Origin of the sequence: Pseudomonas sp. NY15372 (genome assembly GCF_048068215.1) — a bacterium.
In the GTDB taxonomy this organism is placed as follows: domain Bacteria; phylum Pseudomonadota; class Gammaproteobacteria; order Pseudomonadales; family Pseudomonadaceae; genus Aquipseudomonas; species Aquipseudomonas guariconensis_A.
The window spans coordinates 20,282-35,311 of sequence record NZ_JBLUPY010000015.1; the positions used below are offsets into that span (position 1 = coordinate 20,282).

A 15,030-nucleotide genomic window follows, 5' to 3' on the forward strand; every position below is an offset into this window, starting at 1 on the left:
GAGGCCGTAGGCCTCGCGATACCTTTACTGTTGGGCAACCTTCTCCGACTTGCCGTCATAGCGCTTGCGCCACTCGGCGAGGATCTGGTCGCGGTTCTTCGAGGCCCAGGCAAAATCGTTCTTGATCAGGCGCTGCTCGTAGTCCGCCGGCAGCTCGGTCTGAGGCTTGGCGATACCCGGCGCAGCCAGCACCGCGAAGTTTTCCTTGTACAGCTCCATGGCGGCCGGGCTCGCCGAGAAGTCGGCCAGGCGCTTGGCCGCATCGGCCTTCGGCGAACCTTTGATCACTGCGGTGGCCTCGATTTCCCAGCCCAGGCCCTCCTTGGGCAGGACGATGTCCAGCGGCGCACCCTGGCGCTTGAGCTGCACGGCCGGGTATTCGAACGAGATACCGATCGGGAACTCGCCGGCAGCCGCCAGCTTGCACGGCTTGGAACCGGAATGGACGTATTGGCCGATGTTCTGGTGCAGGGCGTCCATGTAGGCCCAACCCTGCGGTTCGCCAAAGGTCTGCAACCAAGCGCTGACATCCAGGAAGCCCGTGCCGGACGACGCCGGGTTCGGCATGACGATCTTGCCCTTGTATTCAGGCTTGGTCAGGTCCTGCCAGCTCACCGGCTTGCTCAGCCCCTGCTTCTGGGCCTCGATGGTGTTGAAGCAGATAGTCGCAGCCCATACGTCCATGCCGACCCAGGCCGGCGGGTTAGCCGCATCCCGGTAGTTCGGCGAGATCTTGCCCAGGTCTTTGGGCGCATAGGCCTCGAGCATGCCGTTCTGGTCGAGGATCGCCAGGCTGGATGCGGCCAGGCCCCAAACCGCATCGGCCTGCGGGCGGTCCTTCTCGGCCAGCAGTTTGGCGGTGATGATGCCCGTGGAGTCGCGCACCCACTTGATCTCGATGTCCGGGTTGGCCTTCTCGAAGGCCTGCTTGTAGCTCTTGAGCTGCTCGGCCTCCAGGGCCGTGTATACGGTCAACTGGGTCGCGGCAGCCGAAGCCTGCAGGCTGAACACAGCGGATACGGCAGCGACAAGTGCGAGGGGCTTGAACATGATGCGGTTCCTTACAGGGTTGGCAGTCGGTCAATGGCCGGGGGCGCGCTGGCGCCAGGCCTGGGAGCGGCGCAGCAGGCCGCGGGAAGCACCGGCCAGCAGCAGCGAAGCAGTCGCGCTGGTCAGCAGGATCAACGTCGACATGGCGGCGGCGCCGCCCACGTTGCCGGCGTCGTCCATGTTCAGCACGGCGACGGCGGCGAGGATGGTGTCAGGGCTGTACAGGAAGATCGCCGCCGACACCGTGGTCATCGCCGAAACGAACAGGTAACGGATGATGTCCAGCAGCGCTGGCAGGCAGATCGGTACGGTGACCCGGGCAAAATGCTTGTACAGCGGAGCCTTGAGCGACAGCGCCGCGGCCTCGAACTCGCTGTCCAGCTGGCGCAACGCAGTGGTCGCGGTCATCTGCGCGGTGGTCAGGTAGTGGGCGATGGTGCACACCACCAGCAGCGCCATGCCGCCATAGAACACGTGCAGCGGGTTGCCCGCCAGGTTGAAGAAGAATACATAGCCCAGCCCAAGCACCAACCCAGGTACGGCCATGGGGATGAAGCTCAGCAGGCGCAAGGCCTGGTTGAGCGGCCGTTGGCCCTGGGTCTTCTCCATCAGGTAGGCACCGGTGAAGATCACCGCGCTGCCGATCACGGCGGTGGCCAGGGCCATGGTCACGCTGTTGCGATAGGCCAGCCAGCCGCCACCGGCAGTATCGTCGAACATATAGTGCTTGAACGACAGCGACAGGTTGTAAGGCCAGAACGTGACCAGCGACGAGTACACCGCCATGCCGATGACCATCAGCAGCACCGCGCACACCAGCAACACGATGGCCAGGAAACAGGCATCACGGCTGCCCGAAGGCTTGGGCTGGAACACCTGGGCGCGGCCACTCATGGCCTCGCCCTGGCGACGACGCAGCCAGGCATCCACGGCAAAGCTCAGCAGCGCCGGCACCAGCAGGACCATGCCGATCAGCGCACCGCGGCCGAATTGCTGCTGGCCGACCACGGCCTTGTAGGCCTCCAGCGCCAGCACCTGATAGTCGCCGCCCACCACCACCGGCACGCCGAAATCGGTGATGGTCAAGGTGAACACCAGGCAGAACGCGGCGAACACCGCCTGGCGCGTGCCCGGCCAGGTGACGCTGCGAAACGCCCGCCATGGCCCTGCGCCCATGCTCGAGGCGGCGTCGAACAGCCGGGCATCGGCCAGCGACAGCGCCGAGAGCAGGATCATCAAGGCATGGGGGAAGGTGTAGATGGCCTCGCCCAGGACGACGCCCCAGAAGCCGTAGACGTTGTCGGTCAGCAGCCCGCGCAACAGGCCCTGGTTGCCGAACAGGTACACCAGGGCGATGGCCGGCAGCATGGACGGCGCCAGCAGCGGCAACAGGGAAATCCCGCGCCACAGGCCCTTGGCCGGTATCAGGGTGCGCTGCAGGGCATAGGCGAACAGGTAGGCCAGCGGCACGACGATGGCCGCGACGCTGAAGGCCACCTTGAGGCTGTTGCCCAGCAACCAGTGGAAGTTCTCGCTGGCGAACAACTCGCGGGCAGCGACCAGGCCGCCGCCTTGGCCAGCGTCGCCATTGAAGCCGCGCCAGAAAATCGCCAGCAGCGGCATCAGCACGGCGAGGATGAGCAGGGCCAGCAGCAGGCTCTTGCCGCCGACGACGAAAAGGCGATCCCCCAGCGCCACACCACTGCGGGGCGCGGCCTTGGCCTGAGCGATCGGCACGGACATTGGCGCGGCCATCTCAGGCAAAGACCTGCAGGCTGCGCGGCGGCAGGGCCACCCAGATGTCCTGGGAGCCCAGGCGCGGCATGGCCTCCGGGGCCACTTCCGCCAGCAAGGAATGGCCTGGCAGTGCCTTGAGTTCGAAACTCATGCGGCAGCGGTTGCCGAGGAAGGTGATTTCCCGAACCAGAGCCGGGAACAGGTTTTCCTCATGCACCGGCGGGTTGACGGTAATCGCCTCCGGCCGACAGAACAGGCGGCCACTGCCCGCCTGCACAGCGCCCGGGGCCAGGCGCATGTTCACGTCACCGACCTGGGCATGATGCTCGCCACTGCGCTGGAACGGCAGCCAGTTGCCCTGGCCGACGAACTCGGCGACGAAGGGGGTGGCGGGTTGGTCGTAGATTTCCTGCGGGGTGGCGTACTGCTCGACCTGGCCGTGGTTCATCACGGCAATGCGATCGGCCATCAGCATGGCTTCGTCCTGGTTGTGGGTCACCATCAAGGTGGTGATGCCCAACTGACGCTGCAGTTGGCGCAGCTCGGTGCACAGGTGTTCGCGCACGCGAGCATCGAGGGCCGACATCGGCTCGTCGAGCAACAGCAACGAAGGTGCCGGCGCCAGGGCGCGGGCCAGGGCCACGCGCTGCTGCTGGCCACCGGATAGCTGGCCGGGGTACTTCTTCTCGCTGCCGGAAAGGCCGACCAGCTCGAGCATCTCGGCCACGCGGTGGCGGGCCTCTTCGCGGCTGCAGCCGGTCAGGCCGTAGGCGATGTTGGCTTCGACGGTGAGGTTGGGGAACAGCGCGTAGGACTGGAACAGGATGCCGTAGTCACGGGCCTGGGGTGGCAGCTCGGAGATGTCGCGCTCACCGATGTACAGCTCACCGCGATCCTGGCGCTCCAGGCCGGCGATGCAGCGCAACAGCGTGGTCTTGCCGCAGCCCGAAGGGCCGAGCAGGCAGACCAGTTCGCCTGCGGCGATGTCCAGGGACACATCGTTCAGTGCGGTGAAGGCGCCGAAGCGCTTGTGGATGCCGCGCACTTTCATTTGTGCGCCTGGGGTGGTGATGACGTTGTTCATGACAGGGCCTCATCGAACAGATGGGGCCCATGCTAGGAACTCAATGCGAAGGTTATGTGGCTTGGAGGTAAAAGCTGCCGATAGTGCTATTCAAAAATTTTGTAGTGAATTCACCGGCCCAATCGCGGGACAAGCCCGCTCCTACAGAGGGCAGCGCTTGCCACTCGTTCTTTGTGCGACAGCGCAACCCGAAGGACTGGGTGATCTCCCACAGGCATTGCGCAAACCCTGTGGGAGCGGGCTTGCCCCTCGATTGGGTGCTCAGAACCGCGACCCAGCCACCTCTTGCGCCCCCCCGAGGAACGCCGCCGGCAGTCGCGCTTGGCGGCGCTCCTTCAGGCAATACAGGTATTCATGCATCACCGGTGCGTTGTCCAGCGCCAGCACCCGCAGCTCCGGGTTATGCGGCACTTCATGACGGGCGATGATGCTGATGCCGATGTTGCGCAGCACCGCCTCGCGGATCGACTCGCGGCTGCCGATCTCCAGCAGCGTCCCACCACCGATCCCGGCGTCCTCGAGCATCCGCTCGGTCAGCTTGCGGGTGGTCGAGCCCTGCTCGCGCATCAGCAGGCAATGCCCGGCCAGCGCCTCGATCGACACCGCCTCACGATGGGCCAAGGGGTGATTGCGGTGCACCGCCACCACCAACGGGTCGGCCCCCAATACCTTGCGCACCAGGCGGTTGTCCTCCACCAACTGCGACGACGCCGCAATGTCCACGCGGTAGTCCTCGAGCATTTCCAGCACCTGCTGGGAGTTGCCGATCTCCACCGTCAGTTCCACCTGGGGCAGGCGCTCGCGGAAGACCTTCACCAGGTCGAGGATGTAGTACGGCGCGGTGGCCGCGATGCGCAAGCCGCCCTGGGCCTGGCCGCTGTTGCGCAGCTCGAACTCGATGTCGGCTTCCTGCTGGAGCAACGCCTTGACCATCGGCAACAGCCGCGCGCCCTCCTCGCTCAGCACCAGGCGCCGCCCGCCACGGTAGAACAGCTCTACCGCGTATTGGCTCTCCAGGTTGCGGATCTGCGTGGTCACCGTGGGCTGGCTGAGCCCGAGCTTCTTCGCGGCCAAGGTAATACTGCCCAGGCGAGCCACCATGTAGAAAGCCTTGAGCTCGGCGCTCAGCATCGGGTTACCTCTATTTGCGCAGCAGGCGCAAGCCATTGAACACCACCAGCAGGCTCACGCCCATGTCGGCGAACACCGCCATCCACATGGTCGCCATGCCGGCGAAGGTGATCGCCAGGAAAATCGCCTTGATACCCAGGGCCAGCACGATGTTCTGGGTGAGGATCGCCGCACTTTGGCGCGACAGCCTGACGAAGGCGGGGATTTTACGCAAGTCGTCGTCCATCAGCGCTACATCGGCGGTCTCGATGGCGGTGTCGGTGCCCGCTGCCGCCATGGCGAAGCCGATCTCGGCACGGGCCAGGGCCGGCGCGTCGTTGATGCCATCGCCGACCATGCCCACACGATGCCCTTGGGCATACAGCTGCTCGATGCTGCCGAGCTTGTCCGCAGGCAGCAGGTTGCCCTCGGCGCGGTCGATGCCCACCTGGGCGGCGATGGCCTGGGCCGTGTGCGGATTGTCGCCGGTCAACATGACAGTCTTGATACCCAACGCGTGCAGCTCAGCGATGGCCTGGCGGCTGCTGTCCTTGACCGTGTCGGCCACGGCGAACAGTGCGAGCGGGCCGGAGCCGTCGAGCAGCAGCACCACGGTCTTGCCCTGGCGTTCCAGTTGGTCGAGCTCGGCTTCCAGCGCGGGCGAGCACAGGCCCAGTTCCTCGACCAGGCGGTGGTTGCCCAGGTGATACAGGGTGCCGTCGATCTCGCCCTTCACGCCGCGACCGGCCAGGGCGGTGAAGTCACTCACCTCGCCCAAGGCCAGGCCCTGTTCGCGGGCATGCTGGGCAATGGCACCGGACACCGGATGGTCGGAGCGCCCGGCGAGGCTCGCGGCCAACGCCTGGGCACGGCCTTCGAACAACGGGTCGAGAATTTTGCTGTCGGTCTGCACCGGCTTGCCATGGGTGATGGTGCCGGTCTTGTCCAGGGCGAGGAAGTCCAGCTTGCGCCCGCCCTCCAGGTAGACCCCGCCCTTGATCAGGATGCCCTTGCGTGCCGCAGCGGCCAGGCCGCTGACGATGGTCACCGGGGTGGAGATCACCAGTGCGCACGGGCACGCTACCACCAGCAGCACCAAGGCACGGTAGATCCAGTCGAACCAGGCGCCAGCCATGAACAAGGGTGGGAAGATCGCCACCGCCAGGGCCACGGCGAACACCACTGGGGTGTAGATGCGCGAGAACTGGTCGACGAAGCGCTGGGTCGGCGCCCGGGCGCCTTGGGCCTCTTCCACGGCCTTGATGATGCGCGCCAGGGTCGACTGGCCAGCCAGGGCCGTGACGCGGTATTCCAGCGCGCCGGCCTGGTTGATGGTGCCGGCGAACAGTTTGTCGCCCACGGCTTTCTCGACCGGCAGGCTTTCGCCAGTGATCGGCGCCTGATCGACGCTCGATTGCCCACTGACCACTTCGCCATCCAGGCCGATGCGTTCGCCCGGGCGCACCCGCACCAAGGTCCCCTGGGCTACCTCGCGAACCTCGACCTCACGCCACTGGCCATCGGGCTGCTGCACCGTGGCCATGTCCGGGCTCAGTTGCATCAGGCCACCGATGGCATTGCGGGCGCGGTCCAGCGAACGCGCCTCGATCAATTCGGCGACAGTGAACAACACCATGACCATCGCGGCCTCCGGCCATTGGCCGATCAATACCGCGCCGGTCACGGCGATGCTCATCAATGCGTTGATGTTGAGGTTGCGGTTCTTCAGGGCGATCCAGCCCTTCTTGTAGGTCCCCAGGCCACAGCCCAGGATGGCCGCCAGCGCCAGCGCGGCAACGACCCATTCCGGCGCCAGGCCAGCGAAGTGCACCACCTCGGCGGCAATCGCCGCCACGCCGGAAAGCGCCAGCGGCCACCAACGCGTCTTGCCGGGCTGCGGCGCGGTGTGGGTACCGTCGTCCTCACTGGCCAGGGGCTCGGCGCGCATGCCCAGGCTGTCGATGGCCCGTTCGATCTCGGCGGTGCCGTTCAAGGTGTGATGCACACCCAACACCCGATTGATCAGGTTGAACTCCAACTGCTCGACCCCGGCCAGCTTGCCGAGCTTGTCCTGGATCAGGCTCTGCTCGGTGGGGCAATCCATCGCCTCGATGCGGAAACGGCTCAGGCGCGCACTGCCACTGGCCTTTTCGGTCAGTTGCACCAAGGCCGGCGCGGCACTGGCGCCGCAGCAACGGTGGGCATGGGGTTCATGGCCATGATCGTGGTCATGCTTGTGTTCGGGGCTGACAGGCTGGTTCATGGAATCATCCTTAACGTGAGCACTGGCCTTTGTAGGAATGACTTGCCCAGCGATGGCATCCGGTCAGGCAATCGCGTCGTTGCGGCTGACGCATCGCGGGGCAAACCCGCTCCTACAGGAAGGGGTTGTTGCCAAGTGAACACCCTGTAGTCACTATAGGGTCAACCCCTCCTGGAGATTCGCCATGAAGATCGGAGAACTGGCCAAGGCCACCGATTGCGCCGTGGAGACCATCCGCTACTACGAGCGCGAGCGACTGCTGCCCGAACCGGCACGTACCGAAGGCAACTACCGGCTCTACACCCAGGCCCATGTCGAGCGCCTGACCTTCATCCGCAACTGCCGCACGCTGGACATGACCCTGGACGAAATCCGCAGCCTGTTGACGCTACGCGACAGCCCCGATGGCTCGTGCGGCAGCGTCAATGCGCTGATCGACGAACATATCGAGCATGTACAGGCACGGATCGATGGGTTGATGGCGTTGCAGGCGCAACTGGTGGAGTTGCGCCAGCGATGCAATGCCAAGGGATCGGAGTGCGCGATCTTGCAGCGCCTGGAGACCAATGGCGCGGTGTCGCTACCGGAGACCGAGCATTCCCATGTGGGAAGAAGCCACGGGCATTGATGGATTGCCCCATCGCCGGCAAGCCGGCACCCACCAGGCTCCGTGGGAGCCGGCTGGCCGGCGATGGGCTGCAAAGCAGCCCCGGCAACTTGGGATCAGACCGCCATCGGCGCCGTCATCGGCGCATGGTGCTCGTACCCTTCCAGGCTGAAGTCGCTCGGCTCGATCTTCTCCAACCATTCTGGCTCGTACTTGCCGGTCTTGGCGAACTCAGGCACGCGGTCGCTGATCACCAGTTTGGGCGCCGCCAGCGGCTCGCGCTTCATCTGCTCGTTCAACATGTCCAGGTGGTTCTCGTACACATGGGCATCGCCGATGAAGTAGGTGAACCAGCGCGGCGTATAGCCGGTCAGGCGACCGAACAGCGACAGCAGCGCCGCCCCTTCGGTGAGGTTGAACGGCGTGCCCAGGCCCAGGTCATTGGAGCGGATGTACAGCGTCAGGGAAATTTCCCGGGTTTCGACATTGGGGTGGAACTGGTACAGCAGGTGGCACGGCGGCAGCGCCATTTCATCGAGCTGGGCGCAGTTCCAGCCGTGGAACAGGATGCGTCGGCTGCCCGGGTCATTGGCAATGGTGTCCAGGCACTGGCGCACCTGGTCGATGGCCTTGTACAGGATGACGAACGCCTGGCCGTTCTCCTCGTCTTGGGCGATCCGGCGGAACCCTGCCTTCTCGGCCATTTCGATGGCCGCCGGGTTGCTCAGCGGGATGCGCTTGTAACCCGGCCACTGGCGCCACTGCACGCCGTAGATCTCGCCGAGGTCGTCATGGCCCTGGCGGAACGGGTTGGCCAACCACTGGGCATTTTCGTTGGCGTTCTGGTCCCAGACCTTGCAACCCAGCTCGCGGAATTCGCCGGCGTTCTTCACGCCACGCAGGAAGCCCACCATCTCGCCGATCGCCGACTTGAACGCGAGCTTACGGGTGGTGATGGCTGGGAAGCCCTTCTGCAGGTCGAAACGCAGCATCGCGCCCGGCAGGCTGATGGTGCGGATGCCGGTGCGGTTTTCCTGCAACGTGCCGTTTTCGATGACGTCGCGGACCAGGTCTAGATACTGTTTCATGGCTTACCTGTAGCAAGAACGGCAGGAGGATCGCCCCTGCCGTGGAAATCAAACGGTGGCCTTGGCCGTCGGTTTACGGTTGTAGGCCCACCAGATCAGGAAGATGCCGCCGACGATCATCGGCACGCAGAGCAGCTGACCCATGGTCAACCAGCCGAAGGCGATGTAGCCCAGCTGGGCGTCGGGCACCCGCACGAACTCCACGATGAAGCGGAAGATGCCGTAGAACAGCGCGAACATGCCGGAAACGGCCATGGTCGGGCGCGGCTTGCGCGAGTAAAGCCAGAGGATGGCGAATAATGCCACACCTTCGAGGGCGAACTGGTACAGCTGCGACGGGTGACGCGGCAGTTGGGCCGGGTCGCTGAACGGCGGGAAGACCATCGCCCAGGGCACGTCGGTGGCCTTGCCCCAGAGCTCGGCGTTGATGAAGTTGCCGATGCGCCCGGCGCCCAGGCCGATCGGCACCAACGGGGCGACGAAGTCCATCAGCTCGAAGAACGACTTGTTGTTGCGCTTGCCGAACCACAGCGCCGCCAGCATCACGCCGATGAAGCCGCCATGGAACGACATGCCGCCCTTCCACACTTCGAAGATCAAGGTCGGGTTGGCCAGGTACTGGTGCAGGTCATAGAACAGCACGTAGCCCAAGCGCCCACCGACGATCACGCCCATGGACAGCCAGAACACCAGGTCGGAGAGTTTTTCGCGGGTCCAGGTGGGGTCGAAGCGGTTCAGCCGACGCGAGGCGAGCAGCCAGGCACCGCCAATGCCGATCAGGTACATCAACCCGTACCAGTGGATTTTCAGCGGCCCGATGGCCACGGCCACGGGGTCGATCTGCGGGTAAGGCAGCATGGTGGTTCCTCTAGGTCAAATCAGGAAGCTAGATCAGGAAGCTCAGGCCGACGCAGAACAGCAGCGCGGCGAACAGACGCTTGAGCAGGCGTGGCGACAACCGGTGTGCCAGGCGCGCGCCGAAGCGGGCGAAGAACATACTGGTCACGGCGATGCCCACCAACGCAGGGATGTAGACGTAACCCAGGCTGTGGGCCGGCAGGTGCTCGTCATGCCAGCCCAACCACATGAAGCTCAGGGCGCTGGCCACGGCGATCGGCAAGCCGCAGGCCGACGAGGTCGCCACCGCCTTCTGCATCGGCAGGCTGCGCCAGGTCAGGAACGGCACGGTCAGCGAACCACCGCCGATGCCGAAGATCGCCGAGGCCCAGCCGATCACTCCGCCAGCACCGACCAACCCGGGCTTGCCGGGGATGCCACGGCTGGCCTTGGGCTTGAGATCCAGAGCCATCTGCACGGCGATCACCAGGGCGAACACGCCGATGATCTTCTGCAGCATCGGCCCCTGGATCAGCGAGGCGGTCTTGGCGCCGATGCCGGCACCGATGAGGATACCCAGGGTCATCCAGGCGAAGATCGGCCATTGCACCGCGCCCTTTCGCTGGTGCTCAAGCACGGCGTTGATGGACGTGAAGACGATGGTCGCCAACGAAGTACCGACGGCCAGGTGAGTCAGCACCGACGGGTCGAAGCCCTGCAAGGTGAAGCTGAACACCAGCACCGGCACGATGATGATGCCGCCACCCACGCCGAACAGCCCGGCCAGTACGCCGGCGCATGCGCCCAACAACAGATAGAGTACGAATTCCATTCGCCGCCCCCATGGAAACAATCCGGCATGGTAACGGATGCCAGCCCTGGGGCTCTAGTGAACTCTGCGTTAGATGATGGATCGACACGGGAGCAGCCGGTAGAGTGGCCAAAACAACCGAGGCCCCGCCATGTGCCTGATCGTGTTCGCCTGGCGGCCAGGGCACGCCCTGCCGCTGATCGTCGCGGCCAACCGCGACGAGTTCTATGCCCGCCCCACCCAGGCCCTGGGCGCCTGGGAGGATGCCCCCGGCGTACATGCCGGGCGCGATCTGGAGGCCGGCGGCACCTGGCTGGGTGTCGGCCCGAACGGCCGGTTCGCCGCCTTGACCAACATTCGCGACCCTGGCCAGCCCCTTGGCCCCCGCTCCCGCGGGGAACTGGTGGCAGCGTATCTGAGCGGAACGCTGGGCGTGGACGCCTACCTGGACCAAGTGGCCAGCCGCGCCAGCCAGTATTCAGGGTTCAACCTGCTGGTAGGCGACGGCGAGCGGCTGGGTTACCTGCATGCCCGCGAGGCAGCGCCGCGCCTGCTCGAGCCGGGTATATACGGAGTGTCCAATGCTGGGTTGGATACACCCTGGCCCAAGCTGGTCAAGGCACGCAGAGGGTTGCAGGGCATGCTCGACAACCCGGACCCGCAGCGGCTGCTGGGGTTGCTGGGTGATGGCGAGCCCGCGCCAGAGGCGGATCTGCCGGAAACCGGTGTGGGGCTGGCGACCGAGAAGTTGCTGTCGAGTGTGTTTATCGCCAGCCAGAACTATGGGACGCGGGCCAGCACGGTGTTGATCGTCGATGCCCAAGGGCGGCGGCGGATGATCGAGCGCAGTTTCGGGCCGTTTGGTGGCCATTTGGGCGAGGTGGAGATTCTGGCCTAGCGAATGGGGCCGCTTTGCGGCCCATCGCGGGGCAAGCCCTACATGACAGCGCAATCCCGCTTCTGTGGGAGCCGGCTTGCCGGCGTTTGAGATACCTTGGCTACAAGGTCTTGTTGGCCCCGGGCCCGATCATGCGCGCCAGCCCCAGGTTCTTCAGGGCCAACTGCAACGCACTGTGGATAACTTGCGCGTTGTCATGGGCCATGGCCTCGGTCAGCAGTTCCTTGGCCTTGCTCATGTTGATCTGGCGCAGCATCCACTTCACCTTCGGCAGGTTGGTGGCGTTCATCGACAGGCTGTCGAAGCCCATGGCCATCAACAGCACGGCCGCGGCCGGGTCGCCGGCCATTTCACCGCAGATGCTCACCGGCTTGCCTTCGGCGTGGGCGTCGCGCACCACCGTCTGCAAGGCTTGCAGCACGGCGGGGTGCAGGTAGTCGTAAAGGTCGGCGACCCGTGGGTTGTTGCGGTCGACCGCCAGCAGGTACTGGGTCAGGTCGTTGGAGCCGACCGAGAGGAAGTCCACCTGGCGCGCCAGTTCGCGGGTCTGGTAGACCGCCGCAGGGATTTCGACCATTACCCCGACCGGTGGCATCGGCACGTCGGTGCCTTCGTCCCGCACCTCGCCCCAGGCGCGGTGGATCAGGTGCAGCGCCTCTTCCAGCTCATGGATGCCGGAAATCATCGGCAGCAGGATACGCAGGTTGTTCAAGCCCTCGCTGGCCTTGAGCATGGCGCGGGTCTGCACCAGGAAGATTTCCGGGTGGTCGAGGGTGACGCGAATGCCGCGCCAGCCAAGGAACGGGTTTTCTTCTTTGATCGGGAAATACGAAAGCGCCTTGTCGCCACCGATGTCGAGGCTGCGCATGGTCACCGGCAGCGGGTGGAAGGCCTGCAACTGCTCGCGGTAAATCGCCAGCTGTTCCTTCTCGCTGGGGAAGCGCTGGTTGATCATGAATGGCACTTCGGTGCGGTACAGGCCCACGCCTTCGGCACCGCGCTGCTGGGCACGGGCCACATCGGCGAGCAGGCCGGTGTTGACCCACAGCGGCATGCGGTGGCCATCCGGGGTGACGCAGGGCAGTTCGCGCAGCGCGTCCAGGCCCTGGGCGAGTTGGCGCTCTTCCTCGACCACGTCGCTGTACTGCTTGCGCAGCACCTCGCCCGGGTTGGTGAACACTTCGCCCTTGTAGCCATCGACGATCAGCTCGATGCCGTCGACCTTCGAATACGGCAGGTCGACCAGGCCCATGACCGTCGGGATGCCCATGGCCCGCGCCAGGATCGCCACGTGCGAGTTGCCCGATCCCAGTACCGAGACCAGGCCTACCAGCTTGCCTTCGGGCACCTCGCCCAGCATGGCCGGGGTCAGCTCCTCGCTGACCAGGATGGTGTTGTCGGCATACACCAGCGACTGCGAGCGCGCTTGCTGGAGGTAGGCCAGCAGGCGGCGGCCAAGGTCCTTGACGTCCGAGGCCCGCTCGCGCAGGTAGTCGTCGTCCATCAGTTCGAAGCGATTGACGTGTTCGCCCACCACCTGGCGCAAGGCGCCCTGGGCCCATTGGCCGGTCTTGATGACCTCGATCACCTCACCACCGAGGGCGGCGTCTTCGAGCATCATCAGGTAGACGTCGAACAGCGCCCGTTCTTCGGGGCGCAGCTGGGTGGCTAGCTTGGCCGACAGCTTGCGCATGTCGGCGCGAACACCCTCCAGGGCGTTGTTGAACAGCTTGAGTTCGGTGTCGATATCCTCGACGGTCTTGTCCGGGACCACGTCCAGGTCGGCCGGCGGTAGCATCACCACGGCCCTGCCGACGGCCGCGCCCGGCGAACCAGGCACGCCGACGAAACGGGCCTCCTGGATCCCCTTGCCCTGGCGGCCCAAGCCGCGGATGGAGCCGGTGGCCTCGGCATGGGCGATCACGCCGGCGAGCTGGGCGCTCATGGTGACCAGGAAGGCTTCCTCGCCTTCGTCGAACTGGCGGCGCTCCTTCTGCTGGATGACCAGCACGCCCACTACGCGGCGGTGGTGGATGATCGGTGCACCGAGGAAGGAGGCGAAGCGCTCCTCGCCGGTTTCGGCGAAGTAGCGGTAACGAGGGTGGGCGGCGGCGTCCTCGAGGTTCAGCGGCTCTTCCCGAGTACCGACCAGGCCGACCAGGCCTTCGTTGGGGGCCATGCTGACCTTGCCGATGGAGCGCTTGTTCAGGCCTTCGGTGGCCATCAGCACGAAGCGGTTGGTGTCCGGGTCGAGCAGGTAGACCGAGCAGACCTGGCTGCCCATGGCTTCCTTGACGCGCAAGACAATGATCCCCAACGCCGTCTTGAGATCTTTGGCGGAGTTCACTTCCTGGACGATCTTGCGCAGCGTATTGAGCATGGCTCGGGGTCGGACTCCGTCGTCAGTCGCGCGTCAACAGGCGCGGGGCAAGCTCTTTCAAGGCGCGGCGATAGACCTCGCGCTTGAACGTCACCACCTGGCCCAAGGGATACCAGTAGCTGACCCAACGCCAGCCGTCGAATTCCGGCTTGCCGGTCAGGTCCATGCGCACCCGCTGCTCGTTGGACACCAGGCGCAGCAGGAACCACTTCTGTTTCTGGCCGATGCACAATGGCTGGCTATGGGTGCGCACCAGCCGCTGGGGTAAACGATACCGCAACCAGCCACGGGTGCAGGCAAGAATTTCCACATCCTCGCGCTCCAGGCCCACCTCTTCGTTCAGCTCGCGGTACAGGGCGTCTTCCGGCGTCTCCTCAGGGTTGATGCCACCCTGGGGGAACTGCCAGGCATCCTGGTTGATCCGGCGAGCCCATAGCACCTGCCCGGCATCATTCGTGAGAATGATCCCGACATTGGGGCGAAAACCATCCGGGTCGATCACGGCAGCAACCTCGCAAACGCATGTCATCGCATTGTTCCACAAAGCTCACGAGCGCAGCAACGCGCCCGCCAAGCTTATGTGCGGCGAGGTGAAAACTCTGTGTTTTGCGAGGGTCTGTCCAGGGACACTGGTATACCTGGCTTTGGTGAAAGGCAGGTGACAGGACGGGGCCGCTGCGCGGCCCATTCGCGGCGCAAGGCCGCTCCTACAGAGACAGCGTGCGCCCCCAAAGGTCAAACCGGCTTGGCGCCCATCAGCCCGGCGATGGACAGGAAGCACACCCCGCTGATCACCGCCAACGCCAGGGTAAAGCGCAGCCCGGTCGGTTCGGCCTTGCGCAGCCGGTTCAGGCGTACCAGCAGCCACCAGGCGCTGAACGCACCCAGGGTATAGATGACGCTCGAAGCCAGGATCCAGGTCTGGCCCAGCGGCCAGCCGACCAGGTGCACCAGCCACCAGCCGGTGAACGGCATGCTCACCAGGCACAGCCCCATCAGCAGCCAGACGAACACCAGCGGCCGGCGCAGCAGCTTGCCATAAGCCTGGGCGTCGCCGCGCCGGCGCGCGAGGACAGTCCAGGCGGCCAGGCCCAAGGCGCCGGCCAGCAGCAACACAGTGGCGGCGATGTGCACGGCCTTGAGGGTGGTCAGGTATTCCATTGCT

At 65.2% G+C, this 15,030-nt stretch carries 13 protein-coding genes; 2 read left to right on the forward strand and 11 right to left on the reverse strand.

Annotated features, from left to right (window positions below; translation table 11 throughout):
* Positions 1-24: 24 nt before the first annotated feature.
* The 5 genes from ACNFG0_RS13130 to ACNFG0_RS13150 all read right to left on the reverse strand — a co-directional run bounded on the left by ACNFG0_RS13130 (position 25) and on the right by ACNFG0_RS13150 (position 7,244).
* Positions 25-1,050, reverse strand: coding sequence for a putative 2-aminoethylphosphonate ABC transporter substrate-binding protein (locus tag ACNFG0_RS13130; protein WP_196144135.1), 1,026 nt, complete (start codon positions 1,048-1,050; stop codon positions 25-27).
* Positions 1,051-1,080: 30 nt separating this feature from the next.
* Positions 1,081-2,805 carry a putative 2-aminoethylphosphonate ABC transporter permease subunit gene (locus ACNFG0_RS13135; protein WP_416765136.1) on the reverse strand — a complete coding sequence of 575 codons (1,725 nt, stop codon included), beginning with the start codon at positions 2,803-2,805 and terminating at the stop codon, positions 1,081-1,083.
* Between the two features lies 1 nt (position 2,806).
* Positions 2,807-3,871 (reverse strand): putative 2-aminoethylphosphonate ABC transporter ATP-binding protein, encoded by a 1,065-nt coding sequence (locus ACNFG0_RS13140; protein ID WP_416765137.1) that lies wholly within the window; start codon positions 3,869-3,871, stop codon positions 2,807-2,809.
* 261 nt (positions 3,872-4,132) lie between these two features.
* The gene (locus tag ACNFG0_RS13145; protein ID WP_416765138.1) at positions 4,133-5,002 is read right to left on the reverse strand and encodes a LysR family transcriptional regulator; all 870 of its coding nucleotides are present in this window, start codon (positions 5,000-5,002) and stop codon (positions 4,133-4,135) included.
* A 10-nt stretch (positions 5,003-5,012) separates the two neighbouring features.
* Entirely contained in the window at positions 5,013-7,244 is a 2,232-nt protein-coding gene (locus ACNFG0_RS13150) for a heavy metal translocating P-type ATPase (RefSeq protein ID WP_416765140.1), read from the reverse strand.
* Between the two features lie 184 nt (positions 7,245-7,428).
* On the opposite strand from ACNFG0_RS13150, the gene cadR reads away from it, so the two are divergent.
* Positions 7,429-7,872 carry a Cd(II)/Pb(II)-responsive transcriptional regulator gene (gene cadR / locus ACNFG0_RS13155; protein ID WP_196144140.1) on the forward strand — a complete coding sequence of 148 codons (444 nt, stop codon included), beginning with the start codon at positions 7,429-7,431 and terminating at the stop codon, positions 7,870-7,872.
* 95 nt (positions 7,873-7,967) lie between these two features.
* Here cadR and ACNFG0_RS13160 read toward each other — a convergent pair whose 3' ends face one another.
* From ACNFG0_RS13160 to ACNFG0_RS13170, 3 genes are read right to left on the reverse strand one after another with little or no spacing between them, the layout of a single operon-like run.
* Positions 7,968-8,939, reverse strand: coding sequence for a thymidylate synthase (locus tag ACNFG0_RS13160; protein WP_416765142.1), 972 nt, complete (start codon positions 8,937-8,939; stop codon positions 7,968-7,970).
* A gap of 48 nt (positions 8,940-8,987) precedes the next feature.
* Positions 8,988-9,797 carry a prolipoprotein diacylglyceryl transferase gene (gene lgt, locus ACNFG0_RS13165; RefSeq protein ID WP_196144142.1) on the reverse strand — a complete coding sequence of 270 codons (810 nt, stop codon included), beginning with the start codon at positions 9,795-9,797 and terminating at the stop codon, positions 8,988-8,990.
* A 28-nt stretch (positions 9,798-9,825) separates the two neighbouring features.
* Positions 9,826-10,608 carry a sulfite exporter TauE/SafE family protein gene (locus ACNFG0_RS13170; RefSeq protein WP_416765144.1) on the reverse strand — a complete coding sequence of 261 codons (783 nt, stop codon included), beginning with the start codon at positions 10,606-10,608 and terminating at the stop codon, positions 9,826-9,828.
* A gap of 130 nt (positions 10,609-10,738) precedes the next feature.
* On the opposite strand from ACNFG0_RS13170, the gene ACNFG0_RS13175 reads away from it, so the two are divergent.
* Positions 10,739-11,485, forward strand: coding sequence for an NRDE family protein (locus ACNFG0_RS13175; RefSeq protein ID WP_196144144.1), 747 nt, complete (start codon positions 10,739-10,741; stop codon positions 11,483-11,485).
* Between the two features lie 100 nt (positions 11,486-11,585).
* On the opposite strand, the gene ptsP is transcribed toward ACNFG0_RS13175, so the two are convergent.
* The 3 genes from ptsP to ACNFG0_RS13190 all read right to left on the reverse strand — a co-directional run bounded on the left by ptsP (position 11,586) and on the right by ACNFG0_RS13190 (position 15,026).
* Entirely contained in the window at positions 11,586-13,865 is a 2,280-nt protein-coding gene (gene ptsP / locus ACNFG0_RS13180; RefSeq protein WP_196144145.1) for a phosphoenolpyruvate--protein phosphotransferase, read from the reverse strand.
* A 22-nt stretch (positions 13,866-13,887) separates the two neighbouring features.
* A complete protein-coding gene (locus ACNFG0_RS13185) occupies positions 13,888-14,367 on the reverse strand; it encodes an RNA pyrophosphohydrolase (RefSeq protein WP_196144209.1) in 480 nt (159 codons plus the stop codon).
* A gap of 233 nt (positions 14,368-14,600) precedes the next feature.
* Positions 14,601-15,026 (reverse strand): DUF2269 family protein, encoded by a 426-nt coding sequence (locus tag ACNFG0_RS13190; protein WP_196144146.1) that lies wholly within the window; start codon positions 15,024-15,026, stop codon positions 14,601-14,603.
* Positions 15,027-15,030: the final 4 nt, after the last annotated feature.

Coding starts and splice junctions, on each gene's coding strand:
- ACNFG0_RS13130 (WP_196144135.1), bottom strand. CDS start 1,050: ATGTTCAAGCCCCTCGCACTTGTCGCTGCCGTATCCGCTGTGTTCAGC.
- cadR (WP_196144140.1), top strand. CDS start 7,429: ATGAAGATCGGAGAACTGGCCAAGGCCACCGATTGCGCCGTGGAGACC.
- ACNFG0_RS13190 (WP_196144146.1), bottom strand. CDS start 15,026: ATGGAATACCTGACCACCCTCAAGGCCGTGCACATCGCCGCCACTGTG.
- ACNFG0_RS13145 (WP_416765138.1), bottom strand. CDS start 5,002: ATGCTGAGCGCCGAGCTCAAGGCTTTCTACATGGTGGCTCGCCTGGGC.
- ACNFG0_RS13160 (WP_416765142.1), bottom strand. CDS start 8,939: ATGAAACAGTATCTAGACCTGGTCCGCGACGTCATCGAAAACGGCACG.
- ACNFG0_RS13140 (WP_416765137.1), bottom strand. CDS start 3,871: ATGAACAACGTCATCACCACCCCAGGCGCACAAATGAAAGTGCGCGGC.
- ACNFG0_RS13135 (WP_416765136.1), bottom strand. CDS start 2,805: ATGGCCGCGCCAATGTCCGTGCCGATCGCTCAGGCCAAGGCCGCGCCC.
- ACNFG0_RS13170 (WP_416765144.1), bottom strand. CDS start 10,608: ATGGAATTCGTACTCTATCTGTTGTTGGGCGCATGCGCCGGCGTACTG.
- lgt (WP_196144142.1), bottom strand. CDS start 9,797: ATGCTGCCTTACCCGCAGATCGACCCCGTGGCCGTGGCCATCGGGCCG.
- ACNFG0_RS13150 (WP_416765140.1), bottom strand. CDS start 7,244: ATGAACCAGCCTGTCAGCCCCGAACACAAGCATGACCACGATCATGGC.
- ptsP (WP_196144145.1), bottom strand. CDS start 13,865: ATGCTCAATACGCTGCGCAAGATCGTCCAGGAAGTGAACTCCGCCAAA.
- ACNFG0_RS13175 (WP_196144144.1), top strand. CDS start 10,739: ATGTGCCTGATCGTGTTCGCCTGGCGGCCAGGGCACGCCCTGCCGCTG.